9 protein-coding genes and 11 pseudogenes are annotated in these 19,596 nt (G+C 61.0%); 7 read left to right on the top strand and 13 right to left on the bottom strand.

Features of this window, described 5'->3' with window-relative positions:
* Positions 1–84: 84 nt before the first annotated feature.
* Together ACZZZP_RS04110 and ACZZZP_RS04105 are read left to right on the top strand one after the other, a co-directional pair.
* On the top strand, positions 85–1,884 hold the full coding sequence (locus tag ACZZZP_RS04110) for a cation:proton antiporter (protein ID WP_463381887.1): 1,800 nt from the start codon (positions 85–87) through the stop codon (positions 1,882–1,884).
* Between the two features lie 110 nt (positions 1,885–1,994).
* Positions 1,995–2,656: pseudogene (locus ACZZZP_RS04105) on the top strand (hypothetical protein).
* 81 nt (positions 2,657–2,737) lie between these two features.
* Here the strand turns inward: ACZZZP_RS04105 and ACZZZP_RS04100 are convergent.
* The 6 genes and pseudogenes from ACZZZP_RS04100 to ffh all read right to left on the bottom strand — a co-directional run.
* Positions 2,738–3,145: an acyl-CoA thioesterase gene (locus tag ACZZZP_RS04100; RefSeq protein WP_122492761.1), complete on the bottom strand. Its 408-nt coding sequence runs from the start codon at positions 3,143–3,145 to the stop codon at positions 2,738–2,740.
* An 88-nt stretch (positions 3,146–3,233) separates the two neighbouring features.
* Positions 3,234–3,584, bottom strand: coding sequence for a 50S ribosomal protein L19 (rplS, locus tag ACZZZP_RS04095; protein ID WP_108095773.1), 351 nt, complete (start codon positions 3,582–3,584; stop codon positions 3,234–3,236).
* Between the two features lie 41 nt (positions 3,585–3,625).
* Positions 3,626–4,379, bottom strand: a pseudogene (gene trmD / locus ACZZZP_RS04090) (tRNA (guanosine(37)-N1)-methyltransferase TrmD).
* Between the two features lie 18 nt (positions 4,380–4,397).
* Positions 4,398–4,936 (bottom strand): annotated as a pseudogene (rimM, locus tag ACZZZP_RS04085) (ribosome maturation factor RimM).
* A gap of 5 nt (positions 4,937–4,941) precedes the next feature.
* Positions 4,942–5,196, bottom strand: a pseudogene (rpsP, locus tag ACZZZP_RS04080) (30S ribosomal protein S16).
* A gap of 237 nt (positions 5,197–5,433) precedes the next feature.
* Positions 5,434–6,793, bottom strand: a pseudogene (ffh, locus tag ACZZZP_RS04075) (signal recognition particle protein); the annotation flags it as partial.
* A gap of 157 nt (positions 6,794–6,950) precedes the next feature.
* Between ffh and ACZZZP_RS04070 the strand changes: the two are divergent.
* The 3 genes and pseudogenes from ACZZZP_RS04070 (at position 6,951) to ACZZZP_RS04060 (ending at position 10,594) form a co-directional block, all read left to right on the top strand.
* Positions 6,951–7,751, top strand: coding sequence for a cytochrome c biogenesis protein CcsA (locus ACZZZP_RS04070; RefSeq protein WP_122492765.1), 801 nt, complete (start codon positions 6,951–6,953; stop codon positions 7,749–7,751).
* Between the two features lie 12 nt (positions 7,752–7,763).
* Complete coding sequence (locus ACZZZP_RS04065) at positions 7,764–9,047, top strand: HlyC/CorC family transporter (protein WP_463536934.1); 1,284 nt, start codon at positions 7,764–7,766, stop codon at positions 9,045–9,047.
* 231 nt (positions 9,048–9,278) lie between these two features.
* A pseudogene (locus tag ACZZZP_RS04060) lies at positions 9,279–10,594 on the top strand (MFS transporter).
* Positions 10,595–10,749: 155 nt separating this feature from the next.
* Here ACZZZP_RS04060 and purT read toward each other — a convergent pair.
* From purT to ACZZZP_RS04040, 4 genes and pseudogenes are all read right to left on the bottom strand, one after another.
* Positions 10,750–11,931 carry a formate-dependent phosphoribosylglycinamide formyltransferase gene (purT, locus tag ACZZZP_RS04055; protein ID WP_463381884.1) on the bottom strand — a complete coding sequence of 394 codons (1,182 nt, stop codon included), beginning with the start codon at positions 11,929–11,931 and terminating at the stop codon, positions 10,750–10,752.
* 40 nt (positions 11,932–11,971) lie between these two features.
* Positions 11,972–12,145: a DUF1289 domain-containing protein gene (locus ACZZZP_RS04050; RefSeq protein ID WP_463536286.1), complete on the bottom strand. Its 174-nt coding sequence runs from the start codon at positions 12,143–12,145 to the stop codon at positions 11,972–11,974.
* Positions 12,146–12,176: 31 nt separating this feature from the next.
* Positions 12,177–12,702: pseudogene (locus tag ACZZZP_RS04045) on the bottom strand (gamma carbonic anhydrase family protein).
* Between the two features lie 36 nt (positions 12,703–12,738).
* Positions 12,739–13,340, bottom strand: a pseudogene (locus tag ACZZZP_RS04040) (CoA pyrophosphatase).
* Positions 13,341–13,504: 164 nt separating this feature from the next.
* Here ACZZZP_RS04040 and ACZZZP_RS04035 point away from each other — a divergent pair.
* Together ACZZZP_RS04035 and ACZZZP_RS04030 are read left to right on the top strand one after the other, a co-directional pair.
* Positions 13,505–14,074: an NUDIX hydrolase gene (locus ACZZZP_RS04035; protein WP_463381881.1), complete on the top strand. Its 570-nt coding sequence runs from the start codon at positions 13,505–13,507 to the stop codon at positions 14,072–14,074.
* 52 nt (positions 14,075–14,126) lie between these two features.
* Positions 14,127–14,631 (top strand): annotated as a pseudogene (locus tag ACZZZP_RS04030) (L,D-transpeptidase family protein).
* A 137-nt stretch (positions 14,632–14,768) separates the two neighbouring features.
* Here ACZZZP_RS04030 and ACZZZP_RS04025 read toward each other — a convergent pair.
* From ACZZZP_RS04025 to purL, 3 genes and pseudogenes are all read right to left on the bottom strand, one after another.
* Positions 14,769–15,087: pseudogene (locus tag ACZZZP_RS04025) on the bottom strand (NGG1p interacting factor NIF3).
* A gap of 169 nt (positions 15,088–15,256) precedes the next feature.
* Entirely contained in the window at positions 15,257–15,367 is a 111-nt protein-coding gene (locus ACZZZP_RS04020) for a CDGSH iron-sulfur domain-containing protein (RefSeq protein ID WP_463536933.1), read from the bottom strand.
* A 234-nt stretch (positions 15,368–15,601) separates the two neighbouring features.
* Positions 15,602–19,493, bottom strand: a pseudogene (purL, locus tag ACZZZP_RS04015) (phosphoribosylformylglycinamidine synthase).
* Positions 19,494–19,596 lie beyond the last annotated feature (103 nt).

Here is a 19,596-nt window from a genome sequence, read left to right as displayed (position 1 = left end):
AAATAGTCTGTATGTGCCCAGAGAGAGCGCGCTGGTCTTTCACAGCCGCGCCTCGCGTCACAGGCTCAACGCCAAGGAAACTCCATGACTGAACAACATATTCTGCTGGCCCTCGGTGGCATCGGCGCCGCCGCCCTGCTCTGCCAGTGGCTGGCGTGGCGCCTGCGGTTGCCGGCCATTCTGTTTTTGCTGCTGGCCGGCATCAGCGCCGGGCCGGTGTTGGGTTGGCTTGACCCACAGCTGTTGTTCGGCCCGGTGCTGATGCCGCTGGTATCGCTGTCGGTGTCGCTGATTCTGTTCGAGGGCAGCCTGACCCTGCGTTTCAGCGAGTGGAAAGAAATCGGCACGGTGGTGCGCCGCCTGGTGACTGTCGGCGCGCTGTCGACCTGGGCAGTGATCGCCGTCACCAGCCATTACCTGCTGGGTCTGGAATGGAACCTGGCGGTGCTGTTCGGCACGTTGACGCTGGTAACCGGCCCCACGGTGATCGTGCCGATGCTGCGTGTGGTGCGACCCAAAGCCTCTATTGCCAACATCCTGCGCTGGGAAGGCATCGTCATCGACCCGATTGGCGCGCTACTCGCGGTGGTGGTGTTCAGCTACATCATCAGCAGCGACGGCAACGGCATTCTCAGCGGCTCGGGGACGTTCGCCGGTGTGATAGCCAGCGGGCTGGTGTTCGGGCTGGCCGGCGGCTGGCTGTTCGGGCAGGTACTGCGTCGGCACTGGCTGCCGGAATACCTGCAGAACTTCGCCTCGTTGGCGGCGGTACTCGGTGTGTTTATTGCGGCTAACCAAGTGATGCATGAGTCCGGGCTGTTGGCGGTCACGGTGATGGGCGTGCTGTTGGCAAACATGAAGGGCGTGGACGTTAAAGAGATCCTGCACTTCAAAGAAAACCTCAGCGTGCTGCTGATTTCCGGTCTGTTTATTTTGCTGGCTGCGCGCCTGGACTTGCGGGCGCTGATCGCCTTCGGCCCTGCGGTGATTGTGTTGCTGCTGGTGATTCAATTCATCGCCCGCCCGCTGAACGTGGCGATTTCCACGTTCCGCTCGAACCTTGACTGGCGTGAACGCGCGCTGCTGGCCTGGATCGCACCACGCGGGATTGTGGCGGCGGCGGTGTCGGCGATTTTTGCCATTCGCCTGGGCGAGGCTGGGCATCAGGGCGCTGAACTGCTGGTGCCGCTGACGTTCGCGGTGATCATCGGCACGGTGGTTTTGCAGAGCGCCACCTCGCGGCCATTGGCTCGTTTGCTGAAAGTAGCCGAGCCCGCGCCCAATGGCTTTTTGATCGTGGGCGCCCATCCGCCGGCACGCGCCATCGGCAAGGCGCTGCAACAGCTGGGCAGCCGCGTGCTGCTGGCGGACTCCAGTTGGGAAAACGTCAGCGCCGCGCGCATGGACAACCTGCCGACCTACTTTGGCAACCCGGCATCACAGCATGCCGAAGCGCATTTGGACCAAGTGGGGCTGGGCTTTTTATTGGCGCTTTCCCCGGCCGGCGAATTGAACACGCTGGCGTGCATGCGCTTTCGCCATGAGTTTCATCGGCGCAACTTGTACGCGCTGGCCAGCGGCCTGGAGAACAAACGCAGCGACAAGCACCGCGCCAGCGATGAGCACCGTGGCAATGTATTTGCCAGCGTTGATCTGACTTACGGCAAGCTCGCCAGCCGCCTGAACCAAGGCGCCCAGATGTACCAGACCGCGCTCACCAGCGGCTTCACCTGGGCGGACTACCAAGCCCTGCACGGCGATCGCGCGTTGCTGCTGTTTGCTCGCGACAATCAGGGCCACGTACACGTCGCCACCCCGGCGCAAAGCCTGCAACCGCAGCCGGGTTGGGTGCTGGTGGCCATGATCGACCCGCAGCCGGAATAGGCGTCCGACGGCTGGCGCGTAAATGCCTGAGTCACCCTATCTTTGGGTGGGTGACAGTCAGGGTTTGCGCGGCGATGATTTCATCACGCCACTACTGCACCGGACGTCCCATGGCCACTCAACAGAACTCCCGCCTCGGTCAGATATTGCTGAACAAGGGACTGATCAGCGCCGACCAACTTGCTCAAGCCATTCAACTACAAACCAGCAGCCACAAGCGCTTGGGGAAATCCTCATCGAGCAGGGCCTGGTCAGCGACCGTCAACTGAGCAAGGCGCTGAAAAAGCAAAGCAACCTTCGCGTTGCGGCCACGTTGGTCGCGGCGTTGCTTAGTCCGTTCCAGATGGCCAGCGCCGACCTGCACCGCCCGGCGCCGAGTAGTCTCAGCCGCACGCTGCAACCGCTCGATGATGCCGAGATGAGCAACGTCAGCGCTCAGGGCCTGGACGATGTACTTCAGGGGTTATTTCTGCAGGCCGAGAGCGGCGACGGCGTGGGCACCGCCGCCAAACTGGCGAAGCTGGTGATGCCGGTGCTCAACAGCCTGGATGCGGAAACGTCGATGAAAGACGTGCGTTATGACACCAGCAAACTGACGTCTGTGCGCAATGCCGACGGCAGCGTGAACGTGCGTTTGCCGAGCTCGATTGGCGAGCTGCGTTTCGACAATGTGCGGGTGGCGGGGGCCAATACGAGCCAGAGCATGGGCAGCGTGACGCTTCAGGATATCGATCTGTCGCAAGCATCCCTGCGCATCAGCCTTAGACCATAAATATCTGTAGGAGCGGCTTCAGCCGCGATGCTGCCAACAAAGCATCACGACTGAAACCGCTCCTACAGCTGGTCGGCACATTCAGAACCCCGGCAAAACCGGCACCGGCTGCTTATTGTCATCAATGGCCACGAAGCTGAACACGCCGGTAATCGCGCGTTCGCGCCCGTCGCTGTACATGCTTTCGACAAACACCTCGACCTCGACCTTGAGGCTGGTATTGCCGACCTTCACTACGCGCCCCACCAACTCGACGATTGAGCCGGCTGGAATCGGATGTTTGAAATCGATGCGGTCCGACGACACCGTCACCAGCGGCAGCCGGCAAAAGCGGGTAGCGGCAATAAACGACACTTCATCCATCCACGCCAACGCGGTGCCGCCGAACAAGGTGTTGTGGTGGTTGGTGGTCGGCGGGAACACGGCTTTGGTCACGCGGGTTTCCGAGCGCTCGGTGCGTAGCTGGATTTCTTGCTCTCTGGGGGTCATGCGAACAGGTCCTGCGCAAACGGTGGGTCAAATCACGGGCAATAAAAAAGCAGCCCGAAGGCTGCTTTTTTGACAAGGAGGACTGGGATTAAACCAGTTTTTCCTTGATGCGAGCTGCTTTACCAGACAGGTCACGGAGGTAGTAAAGCTTGGCTTTACGCACGTCACCACGACGCTTGACGGCCAGGCTGTCAACCAGCGGGCTGTAGGTCTGGAAGGTACGCTCAACGCCAACACCGTTGGAGATTTTACGTACGGTGAAGGCACTGTTCACGCCGCGGTTGCGCTTGGCGATTACAACGCCTTCGAAGGCTTGCAGACGCGAACGGTCGCCTTCTTTCACTTTAACCTGAACGACAACGGTGTCGCCTGGAGCGAAAGTCGGGATTTCTTTGCTCATCTGCTCGGCTTCGAGGGCCAAGATAATTTTGTTAGTCATGCTGTGCTCCTAAGACAAACCACCGGTTTGCCATCGATACGTTAACTATCGTCCCGTTGCCGGATGTATTCCGCCAACAGCTTTTTCTCTTCTCCAGAAAGCGAGCGGCTTTCCAGAAGATCAGCGCGTCGTTCGCTGGTCCGACCAAGGGACTGTTGCAAACGCCAGCGCCGGATGTGTGCATGATTGCCGCTAAGCAACACGTCGGGAACACGCTTATCCGCATACACCTCCGGTCGGGTGTAGTGCGGGCAGTCGAGCAAGCCATCCGTAAAGGAGTCTTCCTCGGCCGAATCTGCATGACCCAATGCACCGGGCAGCAGACGCGTTACCGCATCGATCAGAACCATTGCCGGCAGCTCACCGCCGGAAAGGACGTAATCCCCGATCGACCACTCTTCATCAACATGCGTTTCTATAAACCGCTCATCGATGCCTTCATATCGTCCGGCAATGAGGATCAAGGTCTCCTCTTTTGCCAGTTCTCGCACAGCTGACTGAGTCAAGCTGGCGGCCTTGCGGCGAGAGGTAAATAACCTTCGCCTGCGCTCCAGCGGCCTGCTTGGCATCTGCCAAGGCGCCTTCCAGAGGCTTGATCTTCATCACCATGCCGGGGCCACCGCCGAAAGGCCGATCATCCACGGTTTGGTGGCGATCTTCGGTGTAGCTTCGTGGGTTCCAACAGGTGAGCTGTAAAAGCCCCTGCTTCACCGCGCGGCTGGTAATGCCGTATTCGCTGATGGCAGCAAACATTTCAGGGAACAAACTGATGACTTCAACACGCAGGCTAGCCATATCTCTACTAACCGTTGCTTAAAAGTCCGCATCCCAGTCAACCCGCATTTCACCGGCTGCCAAGTCGACCGAGAGAACACAATGCGCCGTGTAAGGCAGCAAGCGTTCGCGATCATCCAGGCTGCCCGCGCAGGGTACTCGACCACCATCACATCGTTAGCGCCGGTTTCCAGCAGGTGGTCGATAACGCCGAGCAGCTGCCCGAGTTGGTCGATCACTTTCAAACCTTTGAGCTGGTACCAGTAGTACTCGCCATCGGTCAGATCTGGCAGCAGGCTGCGGGCAACACAAATGTCGAAACCCGCGAGAAGGCGAGCTTCTTCACGGTCGTCGAGACCCTTCAGCTTTGCTACGAGGACCTTGTTTTGCAGGCGGCCCTGGGCTAACTCAACCTGTCGTACATCACCGTCGCGTTTGAGCGTCCAGTGTTTGTAGTCCAGCAGGTTGTCAATCGGATCGGTAAAGGAGAAGACCTTCACCTCGCCGCGAACACCATGCACCGAAACAATCTTACCGATGACGATCAAGTCATCAGCAGGAGCGGGCGTCGCGTTCATGCGGCTTAGGCTGCTGCCTTAGCGGCATCCTTGAGCAGCTGAGCAACGCGCTCAGACGGCTGTGCACCCTGGCCGAGCCAGTAAGTAGCACGCTCTTGGTCTACGGACAGACGGATCTCCTGCACCGGAAGCGATTGGGTTGAAGAAACCAATACGCTCAACAAAACGACCGTCGCGCGCATTGCGGCTGTCGGTCACGGTGAGGTGGTAAAACGGGCGCTTCTTGGAGCCGCCACGGGCAAAGGCTGGATGGTTACCATGTGAACATCGTTCCTGTAGTCGGTGCTGCAAAACTAAAATTACATGCCAGGCACTAGGCCCGAAAGGCCGCATATTCTAAGGATTATCGGGATTTTTGCAAATCTCTTTTTGCCCTGCCCGATCACAGACGCTCACAGGCCCCGAACCGGCGATCCATTTGCGTGTAGAACGCCCAAGCAACGCCTTTTAAGAGCAACGCCCAGGCGAGATCGGATCACATCTTCCGGCATACCACCGCCGCCGGGGAACATCCCACCCATGCCGCGCATCATCTTCGCCATGCCGCCTTTTTGCAGTAACTTTTTCATCATCTTCTGCATTTGCTTGTGCTGTTTGATCAGCCGGCCGATGTCTTGCACCTGAGTGCCGGAACCCATGGCGATGCGACGCTTGCGCGAGCCGCTGATTACGTCCGGGTCGCGGCGCTCTTGAGGCGTCATGGAGTTGATGATCGCCTCCATTTGCTTGAACTGCTTCTCGGCCGCGCCCTGGGCGTTGCCCATCTGCGACAGGTTCATGCCGCCAATGTTGGGCAGCTTGTCCATCAGGCCGCCAAGGCCGCCCATGTTCTTCATCTGTTGCAGCTGATCGCGGAAGTCTTCGAGGTCGAAGCCTTTGCCCTTTTTCAGCTTTTTCGCGAGCTTGTCGGCCTTGTCGCGGTCGAGGGTTTGCTCGGCCTGTTCGATCAGGCTGAGCACGTCGCCCATGCCGAGGATGCGTGAGGCGATACGGTCCGGGTGGAACGGGTTCGAGCGCTTCGCTCTTCTCGCCCATACCGATGAATTTGATCGGCTTGCCAGTAATGGCGCGCACCGACAGCGCCGCACCGCCACGGGCATCACCGTCAACTTTGGTCAGCACAACGCCAGTCAGCGGCAGTGCATCGCCAAAGGCTTTGGCGGTGTTGGCGGCATCCTGACCGGTCATGGCGTCGACCACGAACAGCGTTTCAACCGGGTTGATCGCGGCGTGAACGGCCTTGATCTCGGCCATCATCTCTTCGTCGATGTGCAAACGACCGGCGGTGTCGACGATGACTTACATCGATGAATTTGATCTTGGCTTCGCGGATGGCCGCGGTGGCGATATCCACCGGCTTTTGGCTGATATCCGACGGGAAGAACGTCACGCCGATGTCGTTGGCCAGCGTTTTCAACAGCTTGATGGCCGCCGGACGATAAACGTCAGCCGACACCACCATCACGGTTTTCTTTTGCGCTCTTTTAGAAAGCGCGCCAGCTTGCCGGCGGTGGTGGTTTTACCCGCACCCTGCAAACCTGCCATCAACACCACAGCGGGCGGCGTGGCATTCAATGCCAGATCTTCGTTCGCAGCGCCCATCAACTCTTCGAGTTCAAGACGGACGATTTTCACGAACGCCTGGCCTGGCGTCAGGCTTCTGGAAACCTCGGTGCCGACGGCGCGTTCTTTGACTTTATTAACGAAGTCTTTCACCACCGGCAGCGCGACGTCGGCTTCCAGCAAGGCCATGCGCACTTCGCGCAGGGTGTCCTTGATGTTGTCCTCGGTCAGCTTGGCCTTGCCGGTGACGTGGCGCAGGGTCTGCGAGAGGCGGTCGGTTAGATTTTCGAACATGCGCGTTCCTTTCAGGCGGTCTGGCGCCGGGTTGAGCTTGCGGCAAGGGGCGCGATTATAACCAAGACGCCTGGATGCCGACACCGCTGCCGGTCTTTCGTGAAACGCGCGTTTTATGCCACACTCTCGCCCTTTCGGGCTCGCCTTACACGGACTTATGCACCCTCTGCTGCCAAGCCTCGCCGCTGCCTTTCTTTATATAGGCGCTACTGCTTACCAAGGCCTGCGCCTTTCCCAGCGCGCACTGCCTTCCAAACGCGTGCTCGCCCCGCTGGTGTTGCTGGCGTTGTTCTTCCACGGCGGCACGCTGTTCGCGCAGCTGAATGCCGAAGCCGGCCTGGCGCTGGACTTTTTCAATGCCGCCAGCCTGATTTCCTACGCAGCGATTCTGCTGACCATCGTCGCCAGCGCGCGCATTCCGGTGCTCAATCTGCTGCTGCTGTTCTTGCCGCTGGGCTGCCTGACGGTGCTGCTGGCGCAGTTCGTACCGGCCGGTACGGTGCCGGTGATCAACGAAAAACCGGGCATTCTTGCGCACATTCTGCTGTCGATTCTGGCCTACGGCATGCTCACCATCGCCGCGTTCCAGGCGCTGCTGCTGTTGGTGCAAGACCACCAGCTCAAGCACAAGCACCCGTCCGGTCTGATCAAGAATTTCCCGCCGCTGCAAACCATGGAAAGCCTGTTGTTCGGTTTTCTCTGGGCTGGCTGGGCGCTGTTGAGCCTGTCGTTGATTTCCGGCTGGCTGTTTCTCGACAACCTATTTGCCCAGCACCTGGTGCACAAAACCTTCCTTGCTTGCGTGGCCTGGCTGATTTTTGCCGTGCTGTTGTGGGGTCGCCATCAGCGCGGCTGGCGCGGACACAAGGCCATTCGCTGGACCCTGGCCGGCTTCTGCCTGCTGATGCTGGCGTATTTCGGTAGCAAGCTGGTACGTGAATTCATCCTGCATATCTAGGCCGCGCCGTGTCTGGAGTTGAATCCGCAGTACCTGCTGGGCCTGCTGGCGTTGCTGATCGTTTTATCAGCATTCTTCGCCAGCGCCGAAACCAGCCTGCTAAGCCTCAATCGCTACCGCCTGCGCTACCTGGCCAAACAAGGCCGTCGTGGCGCCAAGCGCGCCAGCACCCTGCTCAACCGCCCGCAATTGCTGCTCGGCGTGCTGCATTTTTGCAACACGCTGGTGACGGTGCTCGCCGCCACCGTCGCCGCCCTGCTGGCCACGTCGCTATGGGGCGATCTGGGCCTGATTCTTTCCACCCTCGGCCTCACCCTCGCGCTGCTATTGTTCGCCGACATCACGCCAAGAACCCTCGCCGTGCTGCGCCCCGAAGCCTTCGCGTTTCCCTTCAGCGCGCCGCTGCGTTTGTTGGTGGAACTGCTGGAACCGTTGGTATGGCTGCTAAACGCGGTGAGCAATGGCCTGCTGCGCCTGTGCGGCATCGACCCCACGCGTAAACGCAAAGACGGCCTGAGCCCGGAAGAACTGCGCAGCGTGGTGCGCGAAGCGACGCACGAGCTGCCAGAGAATCGCCAGAGCATGCTGCTGAGCATTCTCGACCTGGAAACCGTGACCGTTAACGACATCATGATTCCGCGCAATGAGGTCACGGGCATCAACCTCGACGACCCGCTGGAAGACATCATTACCCAGCTGCGTACCACCTCGCACACGCGCCTGCCGGTGTTTCGCAGTGACCTCAATCAGGTTGAAGGCGTGGTGCATATGCGCCAGATCGCGCGGCTGCTGACCCACGACCAGTTGACCATCGAAGCGCTCAGCGCGGCAGCCCACGAGCCTTATTTCGTGCCGGAAAGCACGCCGCTGTCGACTCAGCTGCTGAATTTCCAGAAGCAGAAACGCCGCATCGGCATCGTCGTCGATGAGTACGGCGACGTGCAGGGCATCGTCACGCTGGAAGACATCCTTGAGGAAATCGTCGGCGACTTCAGTAATCAGGACGCCTTGCGCAGCCCCGACATTCACCCCCAGGAAGACGGCACCCAGGTCATCGACGGCGCCGCGTATATCCGTGAAGTGAACAAGGCGCTGGGCTGGAGCCTGCCGTGCGACGGACCGAAAACCCTCAACGGACTCATCACAGAAGCGCTGGAGAATATTCCCGACAGTGCCGTGTGCCTGAAGATCGGTCCGTATCGCTTGGAAATTCTGCAATCCACCGATAACCGGGTGAAAAGCGTGCGCGTCTGGCGCCCTGCCCCGCGCGTGGCGCCGAGCGAAAACGGCCAATAGGCGCACCACTGGCGAAAAGTGTAATTGTCAGCGCCTGCGCCGGGCTTTTATAGTCGTCGTACCTCTCGCCCGCCTGCCATCCGCAGACCGGCCAGTGCCGCACCGAAGGCCCCACAAAGTCCCTTCCCAAGCAGCACACCGCCAGCGTTTTAACCCCATGCGCTACCACAATAATTCGCTTCGGCCATGGCCTCGCCCATGGAACCGAGCCCTGCCCCGTGAAGGCTCAGCATGACCAGCGCTATCGCAACTCCCGCCCGCGACGACAGCAAGCCGGTGAACTCCACCACGCGCGTCGCCGCCGCCAGTTTTATTGGCACCGCTATCGAGTTCTACGATTTCTACGTTTACGCGACCGCCGCTGCACTGGTGATCGGTCCGGTGTTTTTTCCCGCCGAATCGACCACGGCGCAAACCCTGGCGGCGTTTCTGAGTTTGGCATCGCCTTCCTCGCCCGCCCGCTGGGCTCGGCGCTGTTCGGCCATTTCGGCGACCGCGTCGGCCGCAAGTCGACGCTGGTTGCCTCCTTGTTGCTGATGGGCGTGTGCACCACGCTGATCGGCGTGCTGCCCGGCTACAGCAGCATCGGCGCTTGGGCTCCATTCTGTTGTGCCTGCTGCGCTTTGGTCAGGGCCTGGGCCTTGGCGGCGAATGGGGCGGCGCGGCATTGCTGGCGACCGAAAACGCACCAGCTGGCAAACGCGGCTGGTTTGGCATGTTCCCGCAGCTTGGCCCATCGATCGGCTTCCTGGCCGCCAACGGATTGTTCCTGACGCTGGCGATGACCCTGACCGACGAGCAATTCCGCGACTGGGGCTGGCGCATTCCGTTCCTGCTCAGCGCCGCATTGGTGATGGTCGGTTTGTACGTTCGCCTGAAGTTGGAAGAAACCCCGGTATTCGCCAACGCCGTCGCCCGGCATGAACGGGTGAAAGTGCCGCTGTTCGAGCTCTTCGGCCAATACTGGGCGCCCATGCTCCTGGGCGCGGGCGCCATGGTGGTGTGCTACGCGCTGTTCTACATCTCCACGGTGTTTTCCCTGAGCTACGGCGTCGCCAGCCTGGGTTACACGCGGGAAACCTTCCTCGGTTTGCTGTGTTTTGCCGTGGTGTTTATGGCATTGGCCACGCCGCTGTCGGCCTGGGCGAGCGACCGTTTTGGGCGCAAACCGGTGCTGATCGTGGGTGGCGTGCTGGCCATTGTGTCGGGATTTTTGATGGAACCGCTGCTCACCCACGGTTCGACCTGGGCGGTGGCGCTGTTCTTGAGCATCGAGCTGTTCTTGATGGGCGTGACCTTCGCCCCGCATGGGCGCCCTGCTCCCGGAACTGTTCCCCACACGCGTGCGCTACACCGGCGCGTCGGCCGCCTACAACCTGGGCGGCATCGTCGGCGCCTCGGCGGCTCCGTTCTTTGCGCAGAAGTTGGTGGCGATGGGCGGACTGAGTTGGGTCGGCGGGTATGTGTCGGCGGCAGCGTTGCTTAGCGTGATTGCGGTGCTGTGCCTGAAGGAAACCAGTAAGACGGATTTGCAGAAAATTGCGTAGGTTGGGTTGAGCCATAGGCGAAGCCCGACGATATACATCACGTCGCTCTAACGGCGCCCTTGAACAGGACCGTGCGAATCGGTGCACGTCCTGTTTTATGACGTTGTGCGGGCAGAAACCTGCGTATCGTTGGGCTTCGCTTTGCTCAACCCAACCTACAGCTCGACCACAACCGCCTGAGCGGCACGAGTCGCTTTAGCGCGAGCGGCATCGGTGGATTCGTCACGCGCCAGGGCAACGCCCATGCGGCGCTGGCCGTTGACTTCCGGCTTGCCGAACAGACGCAGCGCGGTGTCCGGCTCGCTCAAGGCAGCGCCCAAGTTGCTGAATGCGGTTTGCGTGGAGCTGCCTTCTACCAGCACCACCGCCGAGGCCGATGGGCCGAGCTGGCGAATGGCCGGAATCGGCAGGCCGAGGATGGCGCGCGCATGCAGGGCGAATTCCGACAGGTCTTGGGAAATCAGGGTGACCAGACCGGTGTCATGCGGGCGCGGCGAGATTTCGCAAAACCACACCTGATCGCCCTTCACGAACAATTCCACGCCAAACAGACCACGGCCACCCAGCGAACCGGTGACGGCCAAGGCGATGCGCTCGGCTTCGGCGCGGGCTTTGTCGCTCATGACCTGGGGCTGCCACGATTCCTGGTAATCGCCTTTGACCTGGCGATGGCCAACCGGCTGGCAGAAGGTGGTGCCGCCGACGTGGCGCACGGTCAGCAGGGCGATTTCGTAGTCGAAGTCGATAAAGCCTTCAACGATCACCCGGCCTTTGCCGGCACGGCCGCCCGCTTGGGCGTAGTCCCAAGCGGCTTGCAGGTCGGCGGCGCTTTTCAGCACGGACTGGCCCTTGCCCGAGGAACTCATGATCGGTTTGATCAAGCACGGAAAGCCCACCGCTTCAGTAGCCGCCTTGGCTTCTTCGAAGGTGTCGGCGAAGCGGTACGGCGAAGTCGGCAAGCCCAGCTCTTCGGCGGCCAGACGGCGGATGCCTTCGCGGTTCATGGTCAGCTGCGCCGCACGCGCAGTCGGAATCACGGTGAAGCCTTCGTTTTCCAGCTCGGCCAGGGTGGCGGTGGCGATGGCTTCAATTTCCGGCACGATGTAGTGCGGCTTTTCCAGTTCGATGACGGCGCGTAGGGCGGCGCCGTCGAGCATGTCGACCACGTGGCTGCGGTGCGCCACTTGCATCGCCGGGGCGTTCGGGTAGCGGTCCACGGCAATCACTTCAACGCCCAGGCGCTGCAGCTCAATGACCACTTCTTTGCCCAACTCACCCGAGCCGCACAGCAAGACGCGCGTCGCGCTGGGCGACAAGGGGGTTCCGATACGAGGCATGAGGCTTTCCTTCACGTTGCAGTTTGAAAATAGAGGGTGATTAAACAGGCTTGCTGGTTTCAGTCAGCAGGCCGCTGGCGCGCGCACGTTGCAGGCAATAACCGAGCACCAGGCGGCGCTCGGCATTGTCCATTCGGCCCCAGCGGGTAATTTCGTCGGCGGTGCGTTGGCAGCCGGTGCAGACGTCATCGTCATCCAGCGCGCACACGCTCACACAGGGGAGCGCACCGGGCGTTCGGCATCCATCAATCGTCCTGCTCCGCCAAGTCGCGGGCGTAGCGCTGCGAATTATGAACGTAGTGGGCGGCGCTGGCTTCGAGCATTTTCTTTTGCGCGTCGTTGAGTTCACGCACCACTTTGCCGGGCGAGCCCATGACCAGCGAGCCATCGGGAATTTCCTTGCCTTCGCCGATCAGCGAGTTGGCGCCAATCGATGCAGTACTTGCCGATTTTGGCGCCGTTGAGAATCACCGCGTTAATGCCGATCAGGCTGTAATCGCCGACGGTGCAGCCGTGCAGCATGGCGTTATGGCCGATGGTAACGCCGGTGCCGATGTTCAGCGGAAAGCCCATGTCGGTGTGCATCACGGTGCCGTCTTGCACGTTGCTGTTCTGGCCGATGTGAATCAACTCGTTGTCACCGCGTAGCACGGCGTTGAACCACACGCTGGCGCCGGGCTCTAGCTTGACCTTGCCGACCAGCGTCGCGTTGGGCGCGACCCAGCTCTCGGGGTGGGTTTCGACACTCGACTGTCCCAAGCGGTATTTCATAAACGGTTCCTCACGGCGGCTTTTATAGCGGACGGCTCAGCTCAGGCTGATGTAATGCTCTGGCGGTTGGTGCAGGAAATATCGGCGTCGTACAGCAGGTTGACCAGTTCGACCACCATGATCGCCGTCAGCCCCCAGATTTTGTACTCGCCGTAGCGGTAGCTCGGCACGTACCAGTCCCGGCCGCGGTAGTCGATGCGGTGGGTGACTTCACGGGGATCGCTGCGGAAAAACTCCAGCGGCACGCTGAACACAGAGGCGATTTCGCCATCGTTGGCCTGGTACTCGACGAAGTCCGGCACCACGCCCACATAAGGGGTGACCTGAATGCCGTGGCGCGAAACCAGGCTACTCAGGGGGCCGATAATTTCGACCAGACCCGGCGGCAGGCCGATTTCCTCTTGCGCTTCGCGCAGGGCGGTGGCGACCAGGTCGGCGTCTTCAGGATCACGACGGCCGCCCGGAAAGGCCACTTCGCCGCCGTGGGTCGACAGCCCACTGGCGCGCAGGGTGAGCACCAATTCGGGGGCATCGCTGCGGGTGATCGGCACCAGAACGGCGGCTTCAGGAAAGCTTCGGTCGGTGCCCAGAACGACTGGCTGGTAGTCGCGAACGCGCTGGAGCAACTCATCGAGCATGGGGAATTCTCGGTCTTTTGTTCTGCGGGGCATGATGGCATGAAAGCGCAAAGCTGCCCAAGCCCCGCACCGCCGACTGCTTGGCTTTGGCCGCCATGCCTTGCTCCTGACTGCGGGGCACGCGAAGATGCGCCACACAGCCGCAACCACGCCCAGGAGCCGGGATGAAATTTTGCAGCCAGTGCGGCAGCAGCGTGTCGCAACGAATTCCAGAAGGTGACGGCCGCATGCGTTACGTGTGCGACACCTGCCACACCATCCATTACCAAAACCCGCGCATCGTCGCCGGCTGCGTGCCGGTGTGGGGCAATCAGGTGTTGCTGTGCCGCCGCGCCATCGAGCCACGCCGAGGCTTCTGGACGCTACCGGCCGGCTTTATGGAAAACAGCGAAACCATGGCCGAAGCCGCCATGCGCGAAACCGAAGAAGAAGCCTGTGCCCGCGTGCGCGACCTGCAGTTGTATGCGCTGTACGACCTGCCGCACATCAGCCAGGTGTACGTGTTTTTCCGTGCCGAGCTGGCCGATCTGGATTTCGCCGTGGGCGAGGAAAGCCTGGAAGTGAAACTGTTCGATGAGGCCGACATCCCTTGGTCCGAGCTGGCTTTCCCGACGGTAGGCCGTACCTTAGAATGCTTTTTCGCCGACCGGGTCGCCCAACACTTCCCGGTGCGCAATGAGCCGCTAGAAGCTCTGCGCCCACACTTCGTCTCTGGTAAACAGAGCAGCGTCTGACCACACAACACTCGAGCCGCTTCGCGCGGCCCAACACCTGGAAACTGCACCAATGCGCTGGTTGTTAGCTGCCGTCTGCCTGTCGTTTGCGATGCTTTCGCACGCTTCCACCACCGTAACCCTGGACGGCAAAACCGTGGACAAGGTGCTGGTGATGAAAGCCGAACACAAACTTGTACTGATGAACCGCGGCGAAACGCTGAAGAGCTACCGCATCTCGCTGGGTAAAGCGCCCAAAGGTGCGAAGCAACGCGAAGGCGACCACAAAACCCCCGAAGGCTATTACTGGATCGACTGGCGCAAGCCCAGCGACAAGTACAACCTCTCCATGCACATTTCCTACCCCAACATCAAAGACCAGGCCAATGCGCGCCAGGCAGGCGTACCGCCAGGCGGCATGATCATGATTCACGGCACGCCCATTGATGAGGAATTTCCGGAGTGGTACTTCCATACCCTCGACTGGACCGAGGGCTGCATCGCCATGAAGAACGATGACATGCGTGAGGTATGGAATTTTGGTAAAGGACGGGACGTTGATCGAGATTCGGCCCTAATTCGCTGTACCGCTCTTTGTAGGAGAGGCTTCAGCCTCGATGCTTTTAAACATCGAAACATCGCGGCTCGCCGCTCCCACAGGGTTGTGACAGAGACCGAGAACAACAAAGGCGCCCGGAGGCGCGCTCTTTTGTATTCAGAAAACCAGGTCCGACAAGCGCCAGACCTCAAACGCCGGCGTCTCGTACGGATGCGCCTGGCGCAGTGCCTTCACCGCGTCATGTATCAACTCATCCGCCACTACCAATTCCACCTTCCATTCGGCCACGTGCTCCAGCCACGCCGGTCTGTCCGATGAATGCGTTACTGCCGGGCAGCGGGCGGAACTGTCCTTGGCCCAAGCCCTGCCAGCAGCAACTGTCGTAATTCCCTATGCGTCCTGCACCCGCTCCAAACACAGCATTCTTGACGACGTCCAGATGGGTTTCCGGAACGTAAAAACACAGCTTGTACATCGAGGTCTCCACGGAGCATTTACATGCTTTACCAATGCAGGAACCTGGCGCCAATTTCTCAACGCGCAGTGATGGCATATTGCCTTATTCCTGCGTAAGGGTGCAATTTCACAATGCTTGTTGGAGTGCCCAGAAGCGCCAAGTGTTCAGGCGGCGTGAGCCAACTCGTTTATGAACCCGACCAGAAGCGCCGCCATTTCGCTCGCCACGACGGTGCCGGTGGCGCATGGCTGCCATCGCAAAAGGGCAATTGCCGGGAACGCCCGCAGCGGCAAAGCAGCAGCGTTGCTCACGCTTGGCAGCGAAGACCAGCGCGTGCTCGCACGTCGAGGAGCAGTCAGGAGCTCGCACGTCGAGGAGCAGTCAGGGAGCTGGGCTGATTGGCCACAGGTGCACAACCGCAAGGTGGCGCCGGCCTGAAGCAAGCGCACCTCGGGAAGTGACGGGGAATTCTTCGTTAACACCAAGAGCAGGATTGCCCTGCTCCCGTTGTTCGCTCACGGCGGTGAACCTATCAGTTCACCCAGACGCGAGCATTGCGGAACATGCGCATCCAGGCGCCGTCTTCGTCCCACTCTTCGGGCTTCCACGAGTTCTGCACCGCACGGAACACGCGTTCCGGGTGCGGCATCATGATGGTCACGCGGCCGTCGCGGCTGGTAAGGCCGGTGATGCCACGCGGCGAACCGTTGGGGTTGGCCGGGTAGTTTTCGGTGACCTTGCCGTGGTTGTCGATAAAGCGCAGCGACACGCAGCCCGACAGATCCGCTTCCAGCAACGCCTCTTCGCTTTCGAATTCGGCATGGCCTTCACCGTGGGCGATGGCGATTGGCATACGCGAACCGGCCATGTCACGCAGGAAGATGGAGGCCGAATCCTGCACCTGCACCATTGCCACGCGCGCTTCGAATTGCTCGGAGCGGTTGCGCACAAAGTGCGGCCAGAACTCGCTGCCGGGCACCAGCTCGCGCAGGTTGGACATCATCTGGCAACCGTTGCACACGCCGAGGGTGAAGCTGTCTTTTGCGCTCGAAGAAAGCGCTAAACGCGTCACGGGCGCGGTTGTTGAACAGCACCGATTTGGCCCAGCCTTCGCCGGCACCCAGCACGTCGCCGTAAGAGAAACCGCCGCAGGCCACCAGGCCTTTGAACTCTTCCAGGCTAACGCGACCGGCAAGAATGTCGCTCATGTGCACGTCAATCGCGTTGAAGCCGGCGCGGTCGAAGGCAGCGGCCATTTCAACCTGACCGTTAACGCCCTGCTCGCGCAGCACCGCCACTTGCGGACGCACATTCTTCTTGATGTACGGCGCGGCGATGTCCTGGTTCACGTCGAAGCCCAGCTTCACGCTCAGGCCCGGGTTGGCTTCGTCCAGCAGCACGTCGTATTCCTGCTCGGCGCATTCGACGTTGTCGCGCAGACGCTGCACCTGATAGCTGGTCGCTGCCCACTCACGCTGCAACATGCGGCGCTCGCCGGTGAACACCGACTCACCGTTAAAGCTGATGTTCACTTCGGCATTGTTCAACGGCTGACCGACCACGGCCACGCAGTCGCCCAAACCGGCAGCGCTGAATTGCGCCAGCACTTCCGGGGTGGCGTCCTGGCGAACCTGAATCACCGCACCCAGTTCTTCGTTGAACAGCACGGCGGCGAGTTCTTCGCGGTTCGTGCGCCACGGTGTCGAGCACGATGTTCAAGCCACAGTGGCCGGCAAAGGCCATTTCCAGCACGCTGACCAACAGGCCACCGTCGGAACGGTCGTGGTAGGCAAGCAAGCTGCCGTCGGCGTTGAGGCCCTGGATCACGGCGAAGAAGGCTTTGAGGTCTTCGGCGTCATCGACGTCCGGCGCCTGGCGCCAACTGGCCGTAGACCTGGGCAAGAATCGAGGGCGCCCATGCGGTTCTGGCCGCGACCGAGGTCGATCAGAATCAGGTCGGTTTCGCCCTTGTCCATGCGCAGCTGCGGGGTCAGGGTTTTGCGAATATCCAGCACCGGCGCGAAGCCCGACACGATCAGCGACAGCGGCGAGGTCACGCTCTTGTCCGCGCCCTCTTCGCTCCAACGGGTTTTCATCGACATCGAGTCTTTGCCCACCGGAATGGTGATGCCCAGCTCCGGGCACAACTCCATGCCGACCGCTTTCACGGTGTCGTACAGACGGGCGTCTTCGCCTGGGTGGCCGGCAGCGGACATCCAGTTGGCCGACAGTTTGATGTCGGAAAGCTTGCCGATGCGCGCGGCCGCCAGGTTGGTCAGGGTTTCACCAATGGCCATGCGGCCGAGGCCGGCGCGTTGAGCAGGGCCAGCGGCGTGCGCTCGCCCATGGCCATGGCTTCACCGCTGTAAACGTCGAAGCTGGTGGCGGTAACGGCGCAGTCGGCCACCGGCACTTGCCACGGGCCGACCATCTGGTCGCGGGCAGCAGACCGTGCATGGTGCGGTCGCCGATGGTGACCAGGAAGCTTTTGCTGGCAACGGCCGGGTGATGCAGCACGCGCTCCACGGCTTCGCTGAGCTCGAGGCGGGCGGCGTTGAAATCATCGCCCAGCTCGGCTTCACGGGTGGCCGAACGGTGCATACGCGGGGCTTTGCCCAGCAGCACTTCGAGTGGCATGTCGACGGCGTTGTTGCCGAAGTGGCTGTCGGCAACGGTCAGTTGCGGTTCGGCCAGGGCCTCGCCGACTTACGGCAAACGGGCAGCGCTCGCGCTCGCAGATGGCTTTGAAAGTTTCAAAGTCGGCGGCGTCAACGGCCAGCACGTAGCGTTCTTGCGATTCGTTGCACCAGATCTCGTGCGAGGGCCATGCCCGGCTCGTCGTTCGGTACGGCGCGCAATTCGAATCGACCACCACGGCCGCCATCGTTCACCAATTCGGGGAAGGCGTTGGACAAACCGCCCGCGCCCACGTCGTGGATAAAGCTGATGGGGTTCTTGTCGCCCAACTGCCAGCAGCGGTCGATCACTTCCTGGCAACGGCGCTCATTTCCGGGTTTTCCCGTTGCACGGAGGCGAAGTCGAGGTCAGCCGAGCTGGCGCCGGTGGCCATCGACGAAGCGGCGCCGCCGCCCAGACCGATCAGCATGGCGGGGCCGCCGAGCACGATCAGTTTCGGGCCAACGGTAATTTCCGCTTTCTGCACGTGTTCAGCACGGATGTTGCCCATGCCGCCGGCGAGCATGATCGGCTTGTGGTAGCCGCGCACTTCTTCGCCGCGTGGGGTGGTGATGCTTTGTTCGAAGGTACGGAAATAACCGGTGAGTGCCGGACGACCGAATTCGTTGTTGAATGCAGCGCCGCCAGCGGGCCTTCGATCATGATGTCCAGCGGTAACGATGCGCTCAGGCTTGCCGTATGGGGTTTCCACGGCTACCGAAACCTGAATTTGCAGGTTGGACACGGTGAAACCGGTGAGGCCCGCTTTCGGTTTGGCGCCACGGCCGGTGGCGCCTTCGTCGCGAATTTCACCGCCCGAGCCGGTAGAGGCACCCGGGAACGGCGCGATGGCGGTCGGGTGGTTAGTGGGTTTCCACCTTCATCAGAATATGCACCGGCTCCTGCACCGCGCCGTATTGGCGGGTTTCAGGATTCGGGAAGAAACGCCAGGCTACCGAGCCTTCGATAACGGCGGCGTTGTCTTTATAAGCAGAAAGAACGCCTTCGCCGTGCATCTGGAAGGTGTTTTTGATCATGCCGAACAGGCTTTTCTTCGGCTTTCGCCGTCGATATCCCAACTGGCGTTGAAGATTTTGGCGACGGCAATGTTCGGAGTTGGCCTGGGCAAACATCATCAGTTCGATGTCGTGCGGGTTGCGACCCAGCTTTACAAACGCGTCGACCAGATAGTCGATTTCGTCGTCGGCCAGGGCCAAACCGAGGTCACTGTTGGCTTTTTCCAGCGCGGCGCGGCCACCGTTCAAGATGTCGACGGCGGTGAGCGGCTTGGGCTCGGCGTGGTTGAACAGACCGGCGGCCTGTTCCAGATCGCCGAGTACCAATTGGGTCATGCGGTCGTGCAAGGAAGCGGCGATCAGCTCGGCCTCGGCGTCGCTGAATTCGCCGGCTACGTAGTAGGCGATGCCGCGTTCCAGGCGCTGGATTTTCGCCAGGCCGCAGTTGCGTGCAATGTCGCTGGCTTTACTGGACCACGGGGAAATGGTGCCGAAACGCGGCAGCACCAGGAACAGACGACCGCTTGGCTCTTGCACCGGCACACTGGGGCCGTACTTGAGCAAGCGGGCGAGCACTTCCTCTTCGTCGCCGGTGAGCGGACCGGTCACCTCGGCAAAGTGGGCAAACTCGGCGTACACCGCAGTAACGGCGGGGACTTTGGCAGTCAGCTGGTCGAGTAACTTGCCGTGGCGGAAGGCAGAAAGGGCTGGAGCGCCGCGCAGGATCAACATCTCGGGGAAAGCCTCGGGAAGGGGGGTGCTTTGAGGCCGTGCATTCTAACGCAAACCTCCCGCCAAGGCACTCGCGACGGGGACCCAGTCGACAGTTTTGCGC

The organism is Pseudomonas sp. AC211 (assembly GCF_979258055.1).
Note: the sequence above shows the minus strand (reverse complement) of the source record. Positions and strands in the feature narration are given on the sequence as shown.

Coding starts and splice junctions, on each gene's coding strand:
- ACZZZP_RS04070 (WP_122492765.1), top strand. CDS start 6,951: ATGCACCCTCTGCTGCCAAGCCTCGCCGCTGCCTTTCTTTATATAGGC.
- ACZZZP_RS04100 (WP_122492761.1), bottom strand. CDS start 3,145: ATGACCCCCAGAGAGCAAGAAATCCAGCTACGCACCGAGCGCTCGGAA.
- ACZZZP_RS04035 (WP_463381881.1), top strand. CDS start 13,505: ATGAAATTTTGCAGCCAGTGCGGCAGCAGCGTGTCGCAACGAATTCCA.
- purT (WP_463381884.1), bottom strand. CDS start 11,931: ATGCCTCGTATCGGAACCCCCTTGTCGCCCAGCGCGACGCGCGTCTTG.
- ACZZZP_RS04110 (WP_463381887.1), top strand. CDS start 85: ATGACTGAACAACATATTCTGCTGGCCCTCGGTGGCATCGGCGCCGCC.
- rplS (WP_108095773.1), bottom strand. CDS start 3,584: ATGACTAACAAAATTATCTTGGCCCTCGAAGCCGAGCAGATGAGCAAA.